Source organism: Paraburkholderia azotifigens (assembly GCF_007995085.1).
Classification (GTDB): domain Bacteria; phylum Pseudomonadota; class Gammaproteobacteria; order Burkholderiales; family Burkholderiaceae; genus Paraburkholderia; species Paraburkholderia azotifigens.
The window spans coordinates 1,243,937-1,262,021 of record NZ_VOQS01000005.1; the positions used below are offsets into that span (position 1 = coordinate 1,243,937).

Sequence of the window (18,085 nt, forward strand, 5' to 3'; positions counted from 1 at the left end):
ATTACGAACGTACGTTCCCGCCCGGCTGCAACGTGACGGTGCACGTCATCCCGGCAGCGAGGTGAACGCCGGGCGGCACCTTGTCGAGATGCACGCGCACGGGCACGCGCTGCGCGAGCCGGACCCACGTGAAGATCGGATTCACATTCGCCAGCAGATCGCCCGTGCCGGTCGGATTGTCGCGATCGGCGATGCCGCTCGACAGACTGTCCACGTGTCCGTGAATGTCCACGCCGCCCGACATCAGCCGCACGACGGCATGATCGCCGACATGCACGCGCGGAATCTTCGTTTCCTCGAAGTAGCCGTAGACCCAGAACGAGTGCGAGTCGATCAGCGCCATCCGCGCGCTGCCCGCGCTCGCGTAGTCGCCGGGGTACAGGTTCAGGTTCGTGATGTAGCCGTCGGCGGGCGCCCTGACTTCGCTGCGCGTCAGATTGAGCTGTGCCGTCTGCTGCTCGACGAGCGCCGCGCGATACAGCGCCTCAGCAGCCGCATAGGCCGCGGCATCGGCGCGATACGCCGCGTCCGTCTGGTTCGCGGCCGCTGCCGCATCGTCGCGGCTTTCGTCGGAAATCACGTCGCCCGCCAGATTCGCGCGCCGCGCCGCCTGCGCGCGCTTCATCTGGTCGAGCGACGCCCCTTCCGCCATCTGCGCTCTCGCCCGCGTCATCTCGGCCTGGGCCCGCGCGACGTCGGCATCGGCTTGTGCAACGGCATAGTGGAAGCGATACGGGTCGAGTACGAACAGCACGTCGCCGCGATGCACGAACTGGTTGTCCTTCACGCGCACTTCGCTGACGAGCCCCGACACGTCCGTCGCCACGTCGATCACATCGGCGCGCACGCGGCCGTCGCGCGTCCACGGCGAATACATGTAGTCGACCCACAGAAGGCGCACCAGCACGACGGCGACCAGCAGGATCGTCGCCGTGAAGAGCGCGCGCAGGAAGGATTGCGGTTTCATCGTCATCGTTGTGTGCAATTGAGTTTAGTACCTGTCGCTTCTGTCCCGTTTCTGGACCGTTCCCGTCGCGCCTCAACCGCGCACCAGCAGCGAGACGCCGCTGAACATCGCAGCGAACAGCGCGACGCGGAACAGCCCCGGGTGCCACGCGTAGCGGTACACGCCGAGCCGCGCGAACAGCAGATCGAGCATCACGAAGACCACCGCGCAGCCGATCAGCACAGGCAGCAGATAAGGCACGAGAAACGAACCGATTTCAATTTCGGCGGGCATGATCGGGCTCCATCGCAGCGCGGTCCGCTGCCGTCGCGGCGAAACCGCCGCCCAGTTCTTTCATCAGCAGCGCCCACGCGTCGAGCCGTTTGGCCTGTACGCCGGCAAGCCGCTCTTCCTGCTCCAGCTGTGCGTTCTGCGCGGCGAGCACGTTCAGAAACTCCGTGATGCCGTTGCGATAGCCCGCGTCGGCGAGCCGATAGGCGTCGCGTGCCGAATCGAGTGTGCTGTCGATCGAGGCCCGCTGCGCGTCGAGCGCGCGCAGCGACGTGACCTGCGCCGCGACGCCGCGCATTGCATCGACGATGGCCGCGTTGTACGCGTCGACGGCGGCATCGCGGTCCGAGACGGCCACACCGTATTCGCCGCGCAGCCGCCCGCCGTCGAAGACCGGCAGCGAAATGGCCGCGCCCAGATTGTGGCCTGCGCCGTTGCTGCCTAGCAGGTTGAAGAAGCCGCCGAAGGTCGCCGCCGATCCCAGCGATGCCGTCGCGAGCAGATCGATGTTCGGATAGAACGCGGCGTGCGCGGCCGTCATGCCCTTTTCCGCGGCGAGCACGCGCCAGCGCTGCGCGACGATGTCGGGCCGATGGCCGATCAGATCGACGGGCAGCGACGCGGGCAACGCGATGGGCACGTTCAGCGCAAGCGCGGGCCGCTTCAGCGTATCGCCATAGCCCGCGCCTTTGCCCGCGAGCGCGGCGATATCGATGCGGCTCAGTGCAAGCTGCTGCTGCGCTTCCTGCACCTTCGTCACGCTCATCGCCGCCTGCGTCGTCGCTTGCGAAACTTCGAGCCGGCTGCCGATGCCTGCTTCCAGACGGCGCGTTGCGATGTCGAGCGTGTGCTGCTCTTCGGCCTGCACCGACTGATACGCATCGAGCAACGCGTACTGCAACGCGAGCCGAACGTACGCGCGCACGACGGCCGTCTGCAATTCGACGACGGCGAAACGGTCGTCGGCCACCGATGCCTGCACGGCATCGAGCGCACCTTCGCGGATCGCGCGGTCCTTGCCCCACAGGTCGAGGTCGTAGGACAGATCCGCCGCGATGCTGTTGTTCCAGACCGTCGTGCCGCCGGGGGGCGCGGGCGTGTTGTAACGCGCGAAGCGCTGACGCTCGAAGTTGCCGCCCGCGCTGACCTGCGGCAGTTCCGAGGCGCCCGCGATCTGCGCCTGGAAGCGCGCGTTGTCGATGCGCGCCTGTGCTTCCTTCAGGCCGGGGTTGCCCGACGTCGCATCGTCGACGAGCGTATCGAGTTGCGGATCGCCCCATTGCTGCCACCATCGGTCGGACGGCCACGCGGCGGCATCGCGTGTGGTGCGGATCGCGTTGCCTGCATCGAGCGATGCCGGGTCGAGCGCCGTTTCGTGCGGACGAATGCCGCCGCCATTGATGCACGAGCAGAGCAGCACGCCTAGCGCGGCCATCGCCGTTACGCGACATGCTGTCTTCAGAATGGGCGGACGCTGCTTCATGCCGTCACTCCCGATGCAGCGACAGCTTGCGCAGCGTTCGCGGCCTGCCACAGCGGCAACGTATCGTCGTTAAGCATCAATGCGCTGAAACGCATCAGCCGGTACATGCGCTTGACGAGCAGCGAATCGGACGCTGTCACAGAGGGCCCGACGCGTGCAAGCGCCTGCTCTGCACGCAAGGTCGCGCGCATCGCGCGCGCTCGCGATCCGGTCGTCGCAGCGGAGAACACGTCGGCCAGCGCATCGAGCCACTCGTCCTGAACCGCTCGCCAGTTTTCCGGCAACAGCGCGGCCACGCGTTCCGTGTCCTGGCGGATCACGATCATCGCGCGGCCGACTTCGAGGGCTGCGAATGCCGCAGCGACGAGCCGCGTCTGATCCACGCGCTCGCCCGCAGGCGCGGACGCGATCCGCATGATGAAGCCGCGCATGCCCGACTCGAAGCGCTGCGAGAGATCGTCGAGACCGCGGTCACGGGCAGACTTCGTGACGAGCGAACGGATCTGCTTCAGATACTGCTTCGAGATCCAGTCGCCCGCGAGCGGCACGATCGTCGAGAACGCGACGGCGGCGGCGGCAATGCCCAGCGACAGGCCGAAGGCCGTGTCGAGAAACTGCGCGGGATGATAGGTCACGGGGTTCGCGACGTTCACCGAATAACAGAAGAACACGCCGAAGCCGAGGCCGAGCGTCGCCGTTTTCGGAAACGTATTCAGGTACGCGCTGAACATGATGGGAAACGCGAGGCACGCGGCAAGCAGCGCAAAACTGTCGAACAGCGGGAACACGAAGAAGCTCATCAGGAAACCGGCGACAGTCCCGGCGACGCAGCCGCAAAACATCTGCCAGCTCGCGACGACGGGATCGGGTGCCAGCGTGAACAGCGCACTGACGATCGCGACGGACACCAGCGCGCTCGATCCGCCGACCCAGCCCGACGCGAGCCACATCGCGCCGACAGCGAGCACGGCGGCGGCCGCGCGCATGCCGTTGATGATGGCCGCCGCGCGGTTGGCGGTGGCGCGCGTGCTGTCGAGATGCGTGAGCGAGCGCACCACCGACTGCTGCCACGGCCGCTGATCCGCGCCGCGCGCTTCGACGAAACTGCGGCACAGCGCGCGCAGATTGCCGACCAAACCATGCAGCGCCGCACCCGTCGTCTCGATGAAGGCGCGCTGCGCTTCGGGTTCGCCGTGCATCGTCTGCAGCAACGCGTCGATACGGCTGTCGAGCCCGCGCTCGAATTCGGCAAGCGGCGCCGACAGCGCGCCAACCTGCTGCTGCGCCCGTGCGCCTGGCGGCAGACTGTCCGGCACGATCGACAGCAACCTGTCGATCAGCTCGCGCATCGCAAGCGGCGCGCGCGAATCCGCTTCGACGCAAGCCTGCGCGATCGCCTCGTTCAGCATGTGCGCGGATGCCAGTGCATCGACGAAATTCGTATCGAGCTGGATGAACGCATGATTCTGCAAACGGATCGACGGATCTTCGAACACGGCGCCCACGCGCAGGCTTTGCACGTTTGCGCGCTCGCGCAGCAGATCGAGCATCGTGCCGAACCGGTCCTTCGGCAGCGCCGTGCCGAGCAGCGCGTGAACGGCGGCGAACAGATGGCCGATAGTGCCGTTGCTCGCCGCGACCAGATCGGGCGTCACGCGGCGCGGAAAGATCAGTGCACTGACGAGGCTCGCGCATGCCACGCCGATCACCACTTCGCTCACGGTATAGACCAGGTTGTCGAACACGCCATACGGATTCGACAAGGCAGGCAGCGAGGTAATGGCCGTCGCATAGCCCGTCAGCAGAAAACCATACGACTGGAAGTTGCGGAAGTACGACGAGCCGAACACACAGAGTCCGATCCACGAAGCCAGCACGAGCAGGAACATCCACGAGGCCTGCGAGAACAGCGACACCAGCACCAGCCCCGCGAGACTGCCGCCGAGCATACCGAGGCCGCGATAGAAGCCGCGCGCGATCACCATGCCGCTCTGCTGGAACATCATCACGACGATGCACGACACCATCGCCGTCGCCGGGCCGCGCAGTTCGAGCAGCATGCACAGGCCCATGGCGAGCGTCGACGCGATCGCGACCTTCGCGACATGCCTGAAGCGCGGATAGTCTTCGCGCCAGTACTGCGTGAGTTCGTCATGCCATCGCGGACGTGCCGCGATGCCTGTGTCGCCGTTCATAAGAGTGCCCGTGTGTCGTGCCGGATCGGTGCTGCATGCGCGTCGTGGTGCACGATGCGCGCACGACGCGTACGTTGAAGGCTTCGAGTGTGCGCGAAGCAGCGTCGCGCCGATTGCTGAATCGCACGCTCATGCTTGCAGGCTGAAAACAGGCGATTCTTGTATTGCGCGAACGCCGATGCGCCTGCATGCTATCGGCAACGATCCATTCAACGCTTCGACGTGCGTGCAAACTGAAAGCGCTTCGCACACACGCCGCGCATCCCTCGCGACGCCCTACATGAACCTCTCTTTCGAAGTCCTCCAGGCACTCGACGCAATCGATCGCACGGGCACCTTCTCGGCCGCCGCGGAAGAACTGCACAAGGTGCCATCGTCGTTGACGTATCTCGTACAGAAGCTGGAGGTCGATCTGGGCGTCAAGCTCTTCGAACGCAGCGGGCGCCGCGCGAAGCTCACGCATGCGGGCAGGGTCATCGTCGAGGAAGGCCGGCGTCTGCTCGAGGCCGCGCGCGAACTCGAACAGAAGGCAAAGCGCATCGAGCACGGCTGGGAGTCGGAACTGCGCGTCGCCATCGACGAAATCATTCCCTTCGAGCTGATCTGGCCTCACGTGACCGACTTCTACAAGCTCAATCTCGGCACGCGGCTGCTGTTGTCGAAGGAAACGCTCGGCGGCACGTGGGATGCGCTGATCACGCGGCGCGCGGATCTCGTGGTAGGCGCGGCGGGCGAACCGCCGCCCATCGCGAATCTCATCGCGAAGCCGATCGGCTCGCTGAAACATGTGTTCGTCGTCGCGCCGGGTCATCCGCTCGCGTCAGCCGAAGAACCGTTGGCGATGGAGACCGTCGCGCGTCACCGCGCCGTCGCCATCAGCGACACGTCGCGCAAGATCGCGCCGCGCACGATCGCGCTTGCTGCGAATCAGGAAGTGCTGACCGTGCCAACGCTCGACGCCAAGCTCGCCGCGCAGATGCGGGGCCTCGGCGTGGGCACGGTGCCCGAATGTATCGCCGCAGGGCCGTTGAATCGCGGGCAACTCGTGCGCAAGGAAGTCTGCGGCATGCGCAACGTCACGCACTTCTATCTGGCCTGGCGCGACGACGAAGCGGGCAAGGCGCTGCGCTGGTGGGTCGATCAGCTCGACCGGCACGATCTGATCGACGACGTCGCGCAACGGCGCGCCGCCATGGGTTGAACGCCGCGCCCGGCGCGCTAGGCGTACTTGTGCGGCGGCGTGAAGCTCAGAAGACGCGTCGCCGTATCGGCACGCCGGCGCTCGCCGGATGCGCCCGCCGGCTTCTGCGTCAGCCCTTTTACCTGCATCAGCAATTGCCCCGCAGCCTTGAAGTCGTCGAGATCGCGGCCCTCGCATACATTCGCACATGCCGATTGCAGCAGTTGCGCAGCTTCCGTTTCGCGGCCCAGTCTGTGCCACAGCCGCGCAAGACTCGTCGCCGCGCGCAGTTGCAATGAGCGCGCGCCTTGCGCCGACGCCTCTTCGAGCGCGGCGACGAACCATGTCTCCGCATCGCGGGCAGCGTCGCTGTGGCTATCGATGGCCGCGCCGTCCGCGAGCAACAGCTCGCCGCGCAGACGCCGCAGTTCGGCGATGAGCCAGTAGTCGCCCGCCAGATCGCAACGCGCCAGTGCGCTATCGACGACCTGTTGCGCTTCGTCGCGACGGCCTGCGCGCATCAGCGCGACCGCGTACTGTGCGGCGAGCATCGCGAATGGCGCGCCGAATTTGAGCGCATCGAGTTCGCCCAGCGCCGCGCGAAAACTATCGAGGCTTTGCGCCGATACGTCGTCCAGTGAACGCCGACACGCGTCGAAGCAGCGCGCGGCCGCCTGCCACAACGTCAGCCGCGCGCGAGCCGACACGTCGCACAGCACTGCGATCGCGCGCCGCGCGCAGTCGCGTTTGCCCGACAGCAACGCGAGCGGCACCAGCGATTCGGCGAGGGTATAGCAGACGATCATCGCCTGATCCTTGCTGCATGCTTCGATCACGGCATCTTCGGCGAGCGCCAGCGCCTGCTCGCGCAGACCTTGCAGCCACAGCACGCGTGCGAGCGACGCGCGGCTCACGAGCACCTGATCCGCGAAATGTCCGGACGGCATCCGCGTGCGCAGACCGTCGGCCACTTCGAGCAGTTGCTCGAACGAAAGCCGTGCGCAGCGCTGATCGCCTGCGTAATGCGCAGCCACGCCCATCAGCCGGTAGCCGAGAATCGCGCCGCGCACATCGGCCACACCGTCGACGAAGGCCGTGTAGCGCCGCGCGTATTCGAGTGCGTCATGCACGGAGCCGGACGTCTGGCACGCGTTCCACATGCCCCACAACGCGCGCGCCTCGAAGGCTTCGTCCCCCGACGCAATCGCCGACGCCAAGACTTCCTTCCAGATCGCATGCGTCTCGGCACTGGGTCCATGTACGAGCACCAGAGACGCGCCGAGCGCCGCAAGCAGACGCAGCCTGGCGCGCATGCGCGACGACGCGTGAGAGGAGCCGCGAGCGGGCGCCAATGCTGCCAGCGCGCGCCGCGCCCATGCACAGCATTCGTCGATCAGCGACAGTTCGTAGAACAGAAAGACGGCATGGACGGGCAAGGTTTCGCGCAGCGCCTCGTCGCCGTCATCGGACAGCACCCACGTGAGCGCCGCGCGCACCTCGTCGAGCAGTTCAGGCATCCGGCTGCGCCAGCTTTCTCCAGCGGACTTTCCCGCTGCATCGCCGTCGATCAGCGCTGACAGATAACGCGCGTGATGCAGCGCGACCATGCGGTGCTCGCCGTTGTCGTCGAGCTTTTGCAGCGCGTACATGCGCGTCGTCTCGAGCAGGCGGAACGCGGCATGGCCCGGCTCCGTGCTCGCGACCACGAGTGACTTCTCGACCAGCGCGGCCATCGCCGCGACCACATCGAGTTCGCGCGTGATGTTGTCCGCCGCGACGGCAATCGCCGCTTCGAGCGGAAAGCGATCGGCAAACACGCCGATGCGGCGCAAGGTCTTGCGTTCGGCATCGTCGAGCAGCGCATGGCTCCAGTCGAGCGTAGCCTTGAGCGTCTGATGGCGCGGCAACGCGGTGCGCGTGCCGCCCGTCAACATGCCGAAGCGGTCGTCGAGATGCGCCGCGAGCGTATCGATGCCGAGCAGCGCCGCGCGCGCAGCCGCCAGCTCGATCGCGAGCGGAATGCCGTCGAGCCGCCGGCACACCATGCCCGTCACGTGAATGCTCGGCTCGTCGGCGGCGAAGCGCGCATCGATCGCGCGGGCACGCATCAGGAACAGGTTGACGGCGCTGCAGCGAAGCACCTGCGGCGTGTCGTCGTTCGGCTCGGGCACGTCTAGCGCGGGCACCCAGTACAAGGTCTCAGACGGAATGCGCAACGGCTCGCGGCTGGTCGACAGCACGCGCAGTTGCGGACATGCCGACAGCAGGTGATGCGCGAGCCGCGCAGCGGCATCGACGACATGCTCGCAGCTGTCGAGCACGATCAGCATGCGGCGCCCGCCGATCGTCTCGACGATGCGCTCGCGCGTCGCAGCGCGGCCTTCGGGATGCACGCCGAGCACGGATGCGAGCATCGCCAGTACGCTGCACGTATCCGACGCGGCACTCAGCGACACGCAATGAACGCCGCCCGGCGCCTGCTCCAGCAGCCGGCGCGCAACTTCGATCGCCACGCGCGTCTTGCCGATGCCTCCCGAACCGAGCAACGTCACGTGACGCGACGCGCCGAGCGCATCGCACACGTGCGCAATCGCTTCATCGCGTCCGACCAGCGCGGAACTGTACGCAGGCAGGTTGTGCGGCACGGCCATGTGGCGTTCGGTATGCGAAGCCGAAGCGCCGCCCGTTTGCCGCACGGCCGACGCGCCACGCACGAGCCGGTAGCCGCGCCCCGCAACCGTCTTGATCAGGTCGCGGCTTTCGCCGAGCAGCTTGCGCAGCGCCGACATGTGCACCTGAAGATTGTTGTCGCCGACCACCGTTTCGGGCCACACGCGCTCCAGGATCGTTTCTTTCGACACAAGCCCGCCTTGCGCCTCGATCAGCAATTCGAGTATGTCGAAGGCACGATTACTGATGCGTACCGTCTTTCCGTCGACGCGTGCTTCACGGCGCGCAAGATCGATGTCGAGCGGTCCAATGTGGATCATGAGCGGATGGCGCAGGCATACGCGGGCAACGCTTCATGGCGTGCGTTGCCGGATGGGAACAGACAGGAATCGCTGATTGAGCTGGGCAAGATGCGCATGCGGCATACCGGTTGATGTGCTTGGCAGTCTAGAACGGCACATCGATTGCATGGGTGGAAAAATCCGAACGATCCATTCGAAAATTTTGAAGTCGTCGCACGAGCATCCGGTGAGACAGCCCGCATGTCCGCGCAGGTGTGCCCGCAGTGTGCCCGTTACGCGCGAACGTCATCGACGAGCACGAGCTTCGAGCCCGTGTTGATCAGGAACGCGTTGATGGAGCCTTGCACGGGCGGCTGCAGGAACTCGCGCTCGAGGTCGCGCTGGATATCCGCTTTCGATACGCCTTGCACGACAGTATCGACTGGAAAAGGATGCGTGCCGTCCGACAGCGCCGTCACTTCCAGATCGCCGAGCGTCATACGGTGGAAGCCGGGCGCTTGCGCGTCCGCTTTCGGCGCAGCAGCGAGCACGTCGGCGGACAAGGCTGCGCCGCACACGCACAGCACCAGCAGACAGGCGCGCAGCCGCGCCGCGCGCCACGCAGAAAGACTCGTCATGGGTTTGCTCTCACTCGCTTCGATATGCGCCGAAGCATAGCGAGTCCCACGCACATCGGCCGCTAATTGTTCTTAAATGTTCTGTGCGGCCGTGCTGTATTGGGCGAGGTACGCGTGAATCTGGCTCACGACGGCCGCGCCGTCGCCGACCGCCGACGCCACGCGCTTGGTCGATTCGGAGCGTACGTCGCCGACCGCGAACATGCCGGGCAGACTCGTTTCGAGCGGATAGTGAATGCCCATATCGACGTGCGTCTGCATGCGCCGCGCAAAGCCCGTCACGACGAAGCCCCGGCTGTCGAGCTCGACGCCGCTCGACGCGAGCCAGTCGGTCTTCGGATCCGCGCCGATGAACAGAAACAGATGACGCGTTTCGATGATTTCGCCGGCCTCGCCTTCGCGGCGCACATGAACGTGCGTCAGCCCTGCTTCATCGCCTTCGAGCGCTTTCAACGTGCAGCGCGTGCACACCGATACGTTGGGCAACGAGCCGATCCGGTCGATCAGATACTTCGACATGCTCGCGTTCAGATCCGCGCCACGAATCAGCACGCGGATGCTGCGAGCGAAGTTGGCGAGAAACACGGTAGCCTGGCCCGCCGAGTTGCCGCCGCCCATCAGCACGATGTCCTGGCCTTTGACGAGCTTGGCCTCGATGGGCGATGCCCAGTAGTACGTGCCGCGTCCTTCGTAACGGTCGAACTCGGCGACGACGGGCTTCCGGTAGGCCGCGCCGCTCGCCACGACGAGCGTGCGCGCGCTGACGCGCTGGCCGTCCATCAGCGTCAGCGCATAGACGCCCTCCTGCGCGTCGACGTTCATCACCTTCCCGGGTATCGCCAGATGTGCGCCGAACTTCAGGGCCTGCTGGAACGCGCGCGCCGCGAGCGCCTGGCCCGAGATGCCCGTCGGAAAGCCCAGATAGTTCTCGATGCGCGAACTCGCACCCGCCTGTCCGCCCGGCGCGCGCTGGTCGAACACGGCGACGGACAGACCTTCCGTGGCCGCATACACGGCCGCCGCGAGTCCCGCAGGCCCGGCGCCGACGATGGCCACGTCATACACGTGCGAGCGCTCGAAGGTCGGCACCAGACCGAGGCACGACGCGAGTTGCGCTTCATCCGGCGCGCGCAGCACGGAGCCGTTCGGGCAGAACACGAGCGGGAAGTCGTCGGGGCCCGTCGTCATGTCCGACAGCAGCGTCACGGCTTCGGCGTCGTGGCGTGCGTCGATGACCATCGCGGGATACGCATTGCGCCGCAAAAAGCCCTGCAGCCGGACGAGCCGTGCATCGTCGCCATTGCCGACGATGATCGGCCCGAGCCCCTGCTCGATCAGACCGAGCCGGCGCAAAATCAGCGCGCGCATGATGTGCTCGCCGAGTTGCGCATCGGCGACGATCAACGCCCGCAGCTTTTCCGGCGAGACGACGAGTGTGTCGCAGTCCGTCAACGCAACGCCGTCGATCAATGCAGGCTTGCCCGACAGTTGCGCCATCTCCGCCATGAAGTGGCCGTCGTCGTGCTCCGTCACGAGCGTGGAGCGGCCGAAGCTGTCGCGCGAAAAGATCCGCACGCGTCCGTGCAGCAGCACGAACAGGCCGAGCGCGACGCGGCCCGTTTCGAAGATCAGCTCGCCTGCCTTGAACGACATCGGCTGCGCGAAGCGGCGCAGGCTGGCGATCTCCATGGCGGACAGGCGGGGAAACATCTGATGCTGGCGAAACTCCAGCGACGAATAGGGCATGCCCAGATCCGTCGTTGCCGCGTCGGGCAGATTGGGAAGAAGAGCCGGGGTGTTCATCGATCGACCTTGACTGAATGTTCTGACGTCGCGGGCGCGGCTAGTTGGGCCATTCCGATCCCAGCACGAGCCCGCAGAAATTGAGGCGCCGGTAGTCCGGGTCCCATCGGTCGAGCACGTCCGCGTTGACCGTGCCGAACGTCGTTTCGGGACGATGCTCCATGCCGCGCGCGTACGCTTCGATCAGCTTCGTCTTGAAGCCGCGTTCGCGCGGAAACGCCTGCACGATGGCGTCGCGCTGCTGCGCGGTGAACTCGTAGTAGCGCGCGCCGCGCACATCCATCTGCACGCCTGCGCCGACGAGCGCCACGAGCGCGGACATGTGATCGGGGATGCCGGGCGTAGTGTGCAGCGCGATGGCATTCCATACGTCCGTAGCCGCGTAATCGTCGACACCCTGCGCGAGCAGAAACTCGCGTGCCTCGTTCGCGCTGTCGATCTCGAAGCGGTTCGGCGAGCGGTTAAAGCGCGGATTCAGACCGACGTTATGAAACAGCATGCCGACGTAGAGCAGATTCGCATCGAATTCGAGCGCCTCCCTGAAACCCATCAGTGCAGCGAACAGAAACGCGCGCAGCGCGTGATGCAACAACAGTTCGGGTTCGATGCCGCGTACATGCTCGAATGCGGCCCGGGCCAGCGCGGAATCGGGTAGCTCCACGCCGGCAATGTTCTTGTTCATCCTGACTCCTCCGCGCCGGACAATACCCCGGCGATGTGCTCCCGTGCAGCCGGCTCTTCCGGCGCATCGTGCAGCGTAGCAATACGGAGTAGAGAATACTTTGCCGGGTCATTAAAAAACCTTAATAAGCGCGGTGAAATTTCCCTGCTGCGCGTTCAGCCACGTGTTGCGCTTTCCGGCGCTTCCCGCCATTTCGTGCCGTTTTCGTGCCGCTTTCGCGCCGATCCCCCGCTCGACATGCGCATAACATCGCGCGATGCGCGCCGCGAAACAGATCGCGCTTTCACTAAACACGTTGCTGCATGCGATCCGTACGGCGGCGGCGCGCCGGTATCCCGCCTTTAAATTTCCTGAAGCGCACGCGGTGCGGCGCCGATCAGGCTTACGCGCGGCGTCGGGCACTCTGGTTGCGTCCAGCGCAATGCGGGATTGCGGCGCAGACGGATTCAGCCAACCGCGCGCAACGGATAAGGTGTCTGCATCCGTACTCATTCGTTGCGTCCCGCAACGCTCAGGAGAGCAACATGAAACATCCGTCGTATCCGCGAGCCGTCGTGATCGGCGGCTCGCTCGGCGGCCTGTTCGCAGCGACGTCTTTGCGCGCGGCCGGGTGGCAGGTCGACGTCTTCGAAAGCTCGCCGAACCAGCTCGACATGCGCGGCGGCGGCATCGTTCTGCAAGCCGACGTGCTGCACGCGGTCCGCTACGCAGGCGTCGCGCTGCCGAACCCCGCCGGCGTGCGCTCCCGCGAGCGCATCTATCTGGACCGCGACGACAGCATCGTCGAGCGGCTCGACATGCCGCAGACCCAGACCGCGTGGAGCCTGCTATATCGCGCAATGAAAGAGGCGTTGCCCGCCCAATCGTTGCATGCGGGAGAAACCTTCATCGACTTCGAGCAGGACGGCGACGAGGTGATCGCCCGTTTCGAAAGCGGGCGCACCGAACGGGCCGATCTGCTGGTCGGCGCCGACGGCATCCGCTCGTCGCTCAGGCAACGCCTGTTGCCCGACGTGACGCCCGCGTATGCGGGCTACGTCGCGTGGCGCGGACTCGTGCCGGAACTCGAATTGCCCGTGCACGCCGCCGGCATGCTGCGCGAGCGCTTCGCGTTTCAGCATGGCGCAGGCCATTCGGCGCTCGCGTATCTGATTCCCGGCGAACGGGACGAGACGCGCGCCGGCGAGCGGCGCTGGAACTGGGTCTGGTACCGGCGCTACGGCCACGATGTGCTGAAGGAGTTGCTGGTCGACCGTTACGGCGTCGCGCGCACGCGTTCGCTGCCGCCCGGCATGATGAAGCAGACCGACATCGACCAGCTGCGCAACGACGCGCAGGCCGGACTCGGGCCGACGTTCCGCGCGCTCGTCGAATCGACGGAGCATCCCTTCATGCAGCCGATCGTCGATCTGCGCGCGCCACAGATGGTGTTCGGACGCGCGGTGCTGATCGGCGACGCCGCCGCCGTGCCCCGTCCTCACACGGCGGGCAGCACGGCGAAAGCCGCCGCGAATGCGCATTCGCTTGCACTCGCGCTCGATCTCGCGAACGGCGACGCGCTGTCGATCGATGCACGCCTCGCGCGCTGGGAGACGCAGCAGTTGCAGCGCGCCAGGCAGATGACCGATCTCGGCATCTCGCTCGGCAAGCGGCTGATGACCGCGGTCGTGCCGCCTTCACAACGTTTTAGCGCGGCTTCAGGAAATTCCACGCCGACCTCGATACGCTAGACCTGTTCATGCGGGGACATGCTGCCCCGCCACAGCCCCGGAGGAACGTTCCGTGACACGTGTGTCAATGATACGCAGGCCTGTCGTGCTGGCGATGGCTGGCGTCGCGATCGCGGCCGCGCTCGCCGTCGCCGCGTTGCTGATATCGAAGCGGGCCATCGCGCCCGTCAGCCCGCCGCCGCCTTCGTCGTTCGACAGCCAGACGAAGCTGGCGGGCGCACGCGTGGTCGCACTCGGCGACTGCATCGTGTGTCACACCGCGAAAGGCGGCAAGCCGTTTGCGGGCGGCCTGCCCCTCGCGACGCCGTTCGGCACGATCTACGCGACCAATATCACGCCCGATGCCGACACGGGCATCGGCAACTGGTCGCTCGAAGCCTTCACGCGCGCGATCCGGAACGGCGTGTCGCGCGACGGGCATCTGCTGTATCCGGCGTTTCCGTACATCCACTTCACACACATGTCCGACTCGGACATCGCCGCAGCCTACGCGTATCTGATGACGCGCGAACCCGTGAAGGCGACGGCGCCCGCGAACGCGCTGATATTCCCGCTGAACTTCAGACCGCTGCTCGCGTTCTGGAACGCGCTGTTTCTGCGCCCCGGCGAGCAGCAGACCGAGGCATCGAAAGATGCTGAATGGAATCGCGGCCGCCTGCTCGTCAACGGACTCGGGCACTGTGCATCGTGTCATTCGCCCCTCAACGTGATCGGCGGCGAGCAGCCCGGACAAGCTTTCGACGGCGGCGTGGTCGACGGCTGGGACGCGCCCGCGCTCAACACGCTGAACGCCGCGCCGAAGCCGTGGACGAAGCAGCAATTGGTCACCTATCTGCGCACCGGCCGCGCGAGCGAACACGGCGCGGCGGCAGGTCCGATGCTGCCTGTGACGCGCGATCTCGCGACGGTCCCCGCCGAAGACGTCGAAGCGATCGCCGCGTACCTCCTCTCGCTGCAGAAGCCCGTTGCGTCATCGAACGCGCCGCGTGCGGTCCGGGCCAGCGCCGCGCCGCTCACGGCGGCGCAGCAGCGTGGCGCGACGCTGTTCGCCGCATCGTGCGCGCAGTGTCACGGCAATGCGTCGCCGATGCAGTCGCCCGGCCAGCGCCCGACCCTCGCCTTCAGCACCGCCGTCAACGCCGGCACGCCACGCAACGCGATCCAGATGGTGCTGGGCGGCATCGCGTGGCATGGCGAGGACACGATCAACTACATGCCCGCTTTCGGCGATGTCTACAGCAACGAACAGATCGCCGATCTGCTGTCGTACGTGCGCGCCACTTACTCGCAGCACAGCGCGTGGACGGATGTCGAAGCGACCGTGGCCAAGGTCAGAAAGGAGAATGACGCGCGATGATCCACCTCACTGTGAACGGCGTGCAGCACGCACTCGATATCGACCCGTCGACACCGCTTCTCTACGCGCTGCGCAACGAACTCGGCCTGCACGGCGCGAAGTTCGGCTGCGGCCTCGGACAATGCGGCGCGTGCACGGTGATGGTCGACGGCAAGGCGACGTTTTCATGCCTGATTCCTGTGTCGTCGATCGGCGCGCGGCCCGTGCGGACCATCGAAAGCCTTGGTACCGCACAGCGTCCGGGCGCGCTTCAGCAGGCCTTCGTCGAACATCAGGCGGCGCAATGCGGGTACTGCATCGCGGGCATGATCATGCGCGCGCAGGCGCTGCTGGAGCGCAACCCGCGCCCTACGGAAGCCGAACTTCGCGAGCACATGGAGCCGAATCTGTGCCGCTGCGGCACGCACATGCGCATTCTCGCGGCGATTCGCCAGGTCGCGCATCTGAGCGGCAGCGATACGGGCGCACACGGGGACACGCAATGAGCCACGCAGACGATTTCGACGAAGACCGACGGCGCTTCATGGTGTCCGGCGCGCTCGTCGTGAGCTTCAGCCTGTTTCCCGGCGCGCGGGCCCTCGCGCAACAGGTGATCGCCGACGAAGGCGCTGCCGTGCACATCGCCAGGGAAACCCAGGCGCTCGCGGGCAGCCTGAAGACCAATCCGTTTCTCGATGCATGGATCAAGATCGATCCCGCGGGCAAGGTCACGGTCTACACGGGCAAGGTCGAACTCGGCACGGGCGTGCGCACCGCGCTGCTGCAAATCGCAGCCGAAGAACTGGACATGGCGCCCGCGCTGATCACGTTCCTCACGGCAGACACGGGCGCCTCGCCCGACGAAGGCCTCACGGCGGGCAGCCACACGATCGCCGACAGCGGCACGGCGCTGCTGAACGCCGCCGCGCAGGTGCGCGGCCTGCTGGTCGATGCCGCAGCGAAAAACCTGCATGTCGACCGCGCGAAGCTGACCACGCGCGACGCCGTGATCCACGCACCCGACGGCCGCACGCTCACTTACGGCGATGCCGTGAAGCTCGTCGATCTGCACCGGATGGCCTCGCCCGTCTCGCCGCTGAAGGATCCGAAGTCTTTCTTCGTGATCGGCAAGTCGCTGCCGCGCGTCGACATTCCCGCCAAGGTGACGGGTGGCGCGAGCTATGTGCAGGACATGTCGCTGCCGAACATGGTGCATGCGCGCGTCGTGTTGCCGCCCGTGTACGAAGCGAAGCTCGTGCGCGACAACGCCGCGCAAATCATGACGATGCCCGGCGTGCTCAAGGTCTACAGGAATGGCAGCGTGCTCGCAGTGGTTGCGCGCGGCGAATGGCAGGCAGTGGCGGCACAGCGCGCGCTCGCAGCGGGCAGCGAGTGGAGCGCGGGCCGCGCATTGCCCGACCCCGCTACCGTCCATCGCGATCTCGAGAAGCTCTGCACGCAGCACATCGAAATCGCCAGCACGCATGCGCAGGAAGCCACGCCGGCGGCCGTCAAAACGCTGGATGCGCGCTATTCGAAGCGCTACATGCTGCACGGCTCGATCGGTCCTTCGTGTGCAATCGCTTCGTTCGACAATGGTCATATGACGGTGTGGACGCACTCACAAGGCGTCTATCCGCTGCGCGACGCGCTCGCCGAGATGCTGTCGATGCCGAAGGACACCGTGCGCTGCGTTCACGTCGAAGGCTCGGGCTGCTACGGCCACAACGGCGCCGACGACGTCGCCGCGCACGCCGCGCTGATCGCGCGCGACATGCCCGGCCATCCCGTGCGCGTGCAATGGATGCGCGAGCAGGAGCACACGTGGGACCACTTCACGCCCGCGATGGTCACGCAGGCGCGCGCGTCGCTGGATTCGACGGGCCGCATCGTCGACTGGGATTACGCGCTGTGGAGCAGCTCGCATAACGAGCGCATCGTCGACGCGGGGCGGCTCGTGCCCGCGACGATGCTCGCCAGTCCGTTCGAGCCCGCGCCTTCCGTGCCGATGGTGCAACCCGAAGGCGGCGGCGACCGCAATGCGATTCCGCTGTACACGTTCGCGAACGTGCACGTGATGAACAACTTCTCGCCGACCATGCCGCTGCATACGTCGGCGATGCGCTCGCTCGGCGCGCACATGAACGTGTTTTCGATCGAGAGCTTCATGGATGAACTGGCGCTCGCTGCACATACCGACCCCGTCGCGTTCCGCCTGAAGCATATGCAAGACCCACGCGCTCGCGACGTGATTCAACTCGCCGCGCAGAAGTTCGGCTGGCCGCGTCCGCCGCGCAAGCCAAATCACGGGGTCGGCTTTGCATTCGGCAAATACAAGAACCTGATGGCCTATGTGGCGATGGCCGTCGAGGTTTCCGTGGTGCGCGAGACGGGACAGGTCGTACTCGAACGTGCCGAAGTCGCCGTGGATTCCGGACAGATCGTCAATCCCGACGGCATACGCAATCAGATTGAAGGCGGCGTCATGCAGTCGGCGAGCTGGACGCTGTACGAGCAACTGCAATTCGACACGCAGCGCATCCGCAGCTTCGACTGGAGCAGCTATCCGATCCTGCGTTTCTCCGCCGTGCCGCGCAGTCTCAACGTGCATCTGATCGACCGCCCCGGCGCGCCGTTTCTCGGCGCCGCCGAAGCAGCGATGGGCCCGACGGCGGGCGCGCTCGCCAATGCGCTGTTCGACGCGACGGGTTATCGGGCGCGCGAGATGCCGCTGGCGGGCGAGGGCCTGCGCAGGCAGATCGATGCATAGAATCGCTTACGCATGCCTTGCAGCACGCCCGAATGCAAACCGTTGAACCCGTGGACCTATACCAACGTATGAGGACGTGA

13 protein-coding genes and 1 pseudogene are annotated in these 18,085 nt (G+C 66.1%); 5 read left to right on the top strand and 9 right to left on the bottom strand.

The window, feature by feature from the left end; translation table 11 throughout:
* Position 1 precedes the first annotated feature (1 nt).
* From FRZ40_RS37600 to FRZ40_RS37615, 4 genes are all read right to left on the bottom strand, one after another.
* Positions 2-967, bottom strand: a complete 966-nt coding sequence (locus tag FRZ40_RS37600; RefSeq protein ID WP_193567064.1) for an HlyD family secretion protein — start codon at positions 965-967, stop codon at positions 2-4.
* 72 nt (positions 968-1,039) lie between these two features.
* The gene (locus FRZ40_RS37605; RefSeq protein WP_028366283.1) at positions 1,040-1,240 is read right to left on the bottom strand and encodes a DUF1656 domain-containing protein; all 201 of its coding nucleotides are present in this window, start codon (positions 1,238-1,240) and stop codon (positions 1,040-1,042) included.
* Complete coding sequence (locus tag FRZ40_RS37610) at positions 1,224-2,720, bottom strand: efflux transporter outer membrane subunit (RefSeq protein WP_147237577.1); 1,497 nt, start codon at positions 2,718-2,720, stop codon at positions 1,224-1,226. Before FRZ40_RS37610 ends, FRZ40_RS37605 begins: the two co-directional genes overlap by 17 nt.
* Positions 2,717-4,915: an FUSC family protein gene (locus FRZ40_RS37615; RefSeq protein WP_147237578.1), complete on the bottom strand. Its 2,199-nt coding sequence runs from the start codon at positions 4,913-4,915 to the stop codon at positions 2,717-2,719. Before FRZ40_RS37615 ends, FRZ40_RS37610 begins: the two co-directional genes overlap by 4 nt.
* A gap of 280 nt (positions 4,916-5,195) precedes the next feature.
* Between FRZ40_RS37615 and FRZ40_RS37620 the strand changes: the two genes are divergently transcribed.
* Entirely contained in the window at positions 5,196-6,116 is a 921-nt protein-coding gene (locus FRZ40_RS37620) for a LysR family transcriptional regulator (protein WP_147237579.1), read from the top strand.
* Between the two features lie 17 nt (positions 6,117-6,133).
* On the opposite strand, the gene FRZ40_RS37625 is transcribed toward FRZ40_RS37620, so the two are convergent.
* The 5 genes and pseudogenes from FRZ40_RS37625 to FRZ40_RS44770 all read right to left on the bottom strand — a co-directional run bounded on the left by FRZ40_RS37625 (position 6,134) and on the right by FRZ40_RS44770 (position 12,571).
* Positions 6,134-9,085, bottom strand: a complete 2,952-nt coding sequence (locus FRZ40_RS37625; RefSeq protein ID WP_147237580.1) for an ATP-binding protein — start codon at positions 9,083-9,085, stop codon at positions 6,134-6,136.
* A 269-nt stretch (positions 9,086-9,354) separates the two neighbouring features.
* Positions 9,355-9,684: pseudogene (locus tag FRZ40_RS37635) on the bottom strand (MBL fold metallo-hydrolase); the annotation flags it as partial.
* Positions 9,685-9,756: 72 nt separating this feature from the next.
* On the bottom strand, positions 9,757-11,487 hold the full coding sequence (locus FRZ40_RS37640) for an FAD-dependent oxidoreductase (RefSeq protein ID WP_147237581.1): 1,731 nt from the start codon (positions 11,485-11,487) through the stop codon (positions 9,757-9,759).
* 40 nt (positions 11,488-11,527) lie between these two features.
* Positions 11,528-12,169 (bottom strand): HD domain-containing protein, encoded by a 642-nt coding sequence (locus FRZ40_RS37645; protein ID WP_028366278.1) that lies wholly within the window; start codon positions 12,167-12,169, stop codon positions 11,528-11,530.
* A gap of 111 nt (positions 12,170-12,280) precedes the next feature.
* Positions 12,281-12,571, bottom strand: a complete 291-nt coding sequence (locus FRZ40_RS44770; protein ID WP_193567066.1) for a hypothetical protein — start codon at positions 12,569-12,571, stop codon at positions 12,281-12,283.
* A gap of 122 nt (positions 12,572-12,693) precedes the next feature.
* On the opposite strand from FRZ40_RS44770, the gene FRZ40_RS37655 reads away from it, so the two are divergent.
* The 4 genes from FRZ40_RS37655 to FRZ40_RS37670 all read left to right on the top strand — a co-directional run bounded on the left by FRZ40_RS37655 (position 12,694) and on the right by FRZ40_RS37670 (position 18,005).
* Positions 12,694-13,899: an FAD binding domain-containing protein gene (locus FRZ40_RS37655; protein ID WP_147237582.1), complete on the top strand. Its 1,206-nt coding sequence runs from the start codon at positions 12,694-12,696 to the stop codon at positions 13,897-13,899.
* 67 nt (positions 13,900-13,966) lie between these two features.
* Entirely contained in the window at positions 13,967-15,256 is a 1,290-nt protein-coding gene (locus tag FRZ40_RS37660; RefSeq protein WP_147238525.1) for a cytochrome c, read from the top strand.
* Positions 15,253-15,741 carry a (2Fe-2S)-binding protein gene (locus FRZ40_RS37665; RefSeq protein WP_028366275.1) on the top strand — a complete coding sequence of 163 codons (489 nt, stop codon included), beginning with the start codon at positions 15,253-15,255 and terminating at the stop codon, positions 15,739-15,741. Before FRZ40_RS37660 ends, FRZ40_RS37665 begins: the two co-directional genes overlap by 4 nt.
* Positions 15,738-18,005, top strand: a complete 2,268-nt coding sequence (locus FRZ40_RS37670) for a xanthine dehydrogenase family protein molybdopterin-binding subunit (protein WP_147237583.1) — start codon at positions 15,738-15,740, stop codon at positions 18,003-18,005. The genes FRZ40_RS37665 and FRZ40_RS37670 overlap by 4 nt, the downstream gene beginning before the upstream one ends.
* Positions 18,006-18,085: the final 80 nt, after the last annotated feature.

Excerpts from the sequence above, each read along its gene's own strand:
- FRZ40_RS37665 (WP_028366275.1), top strand. The coding sequence starts at position 15,253 with ATGATCCACCTCACTGTGAACGGCGTGCAGCACGCACTCGATATCGAC.
- FRZ40_RS37615 (WP_147237578.1), bottom strand. The coding sequence starts at position 4,915 with ATGAACGGCGACACAGGCATCGCGGCACGTCCGCGATGGCATGACGAA.
- FRZ40_RS37605 (WP_028366283.1), bottom strand. The coding sequence starts at position 1,240 with ATGCCCGCCGAAATTGAAATCGGTTCGTTTCTCGTGCCTTATCTGCTG.
- FRZ40_RS37645 (WP_028366278.1), bottom strand. The coding sequence starts at position 12,169 with ATGAACAAGAACATTGCCGGCGTGGAGCTACCCGATTCCGCGCTGGCC.
- FRZ40_RS37625 (WP_147237580.1), bottom strand. The coding sequence starts at position 9,085 with ATGATCCACATTGGACCGCTCGACATCGATCTTGCGCGCCGTGAAGCA.
- FRZ40_RS37640 (WP_147237581.1), bottom strand. The coding sequence starts at position 11,487 with ATGAACACCCCGGCTCTTCTTCCCAATCTGCCCGACGCGGCAACGACG.
- FRZ40_RS37655 (WP_147237582.1), top strand. The coding sequence starts at position 12,694 with ATGAAACATCCGTCGTATCCGCGAGCCGTCGTGATCGGCGGCTCGCTC.
- FRZ40_RS37670 (WP_147237583.1), top strand. The coding sequence starts at position 15,738 with ATGAGCCACGCAGACGATTTCGACGAAGACCGACGGCGCTTCATGGTG.
- FRZ40_RS37660 (WP_147238525.1), top strand. The coding sequence starts at position 13,967 with ATGATACGCAGGCCTGTCGTGCTGGCGATGGCTGGCGTCGCGATCGCG.
- FRZ40_RS37610 (WP_147237577.1), bottom strand. The coding sequence starts at position 2,720 with ATGAAGCAGCGTCCGCCCATTCTGAAGACAGCATGTCGCGTAACGGCG.
- FRZ40_RS37620 (WP_147237579.1), top strand. The coding sequence starts at position 5,196 with ATGAACCTCTCTTTCGAAGTCCTCCAGGCACTCGACGCAATCGATCGC.
- FRZ40_RS37600 (WP_193567064.1), bottom strand. The coding sequence starts at position 967 with ATGAAACCGCAATCCTTCCTGCGCGCGCTCTTCACGGCGACGATCCTG.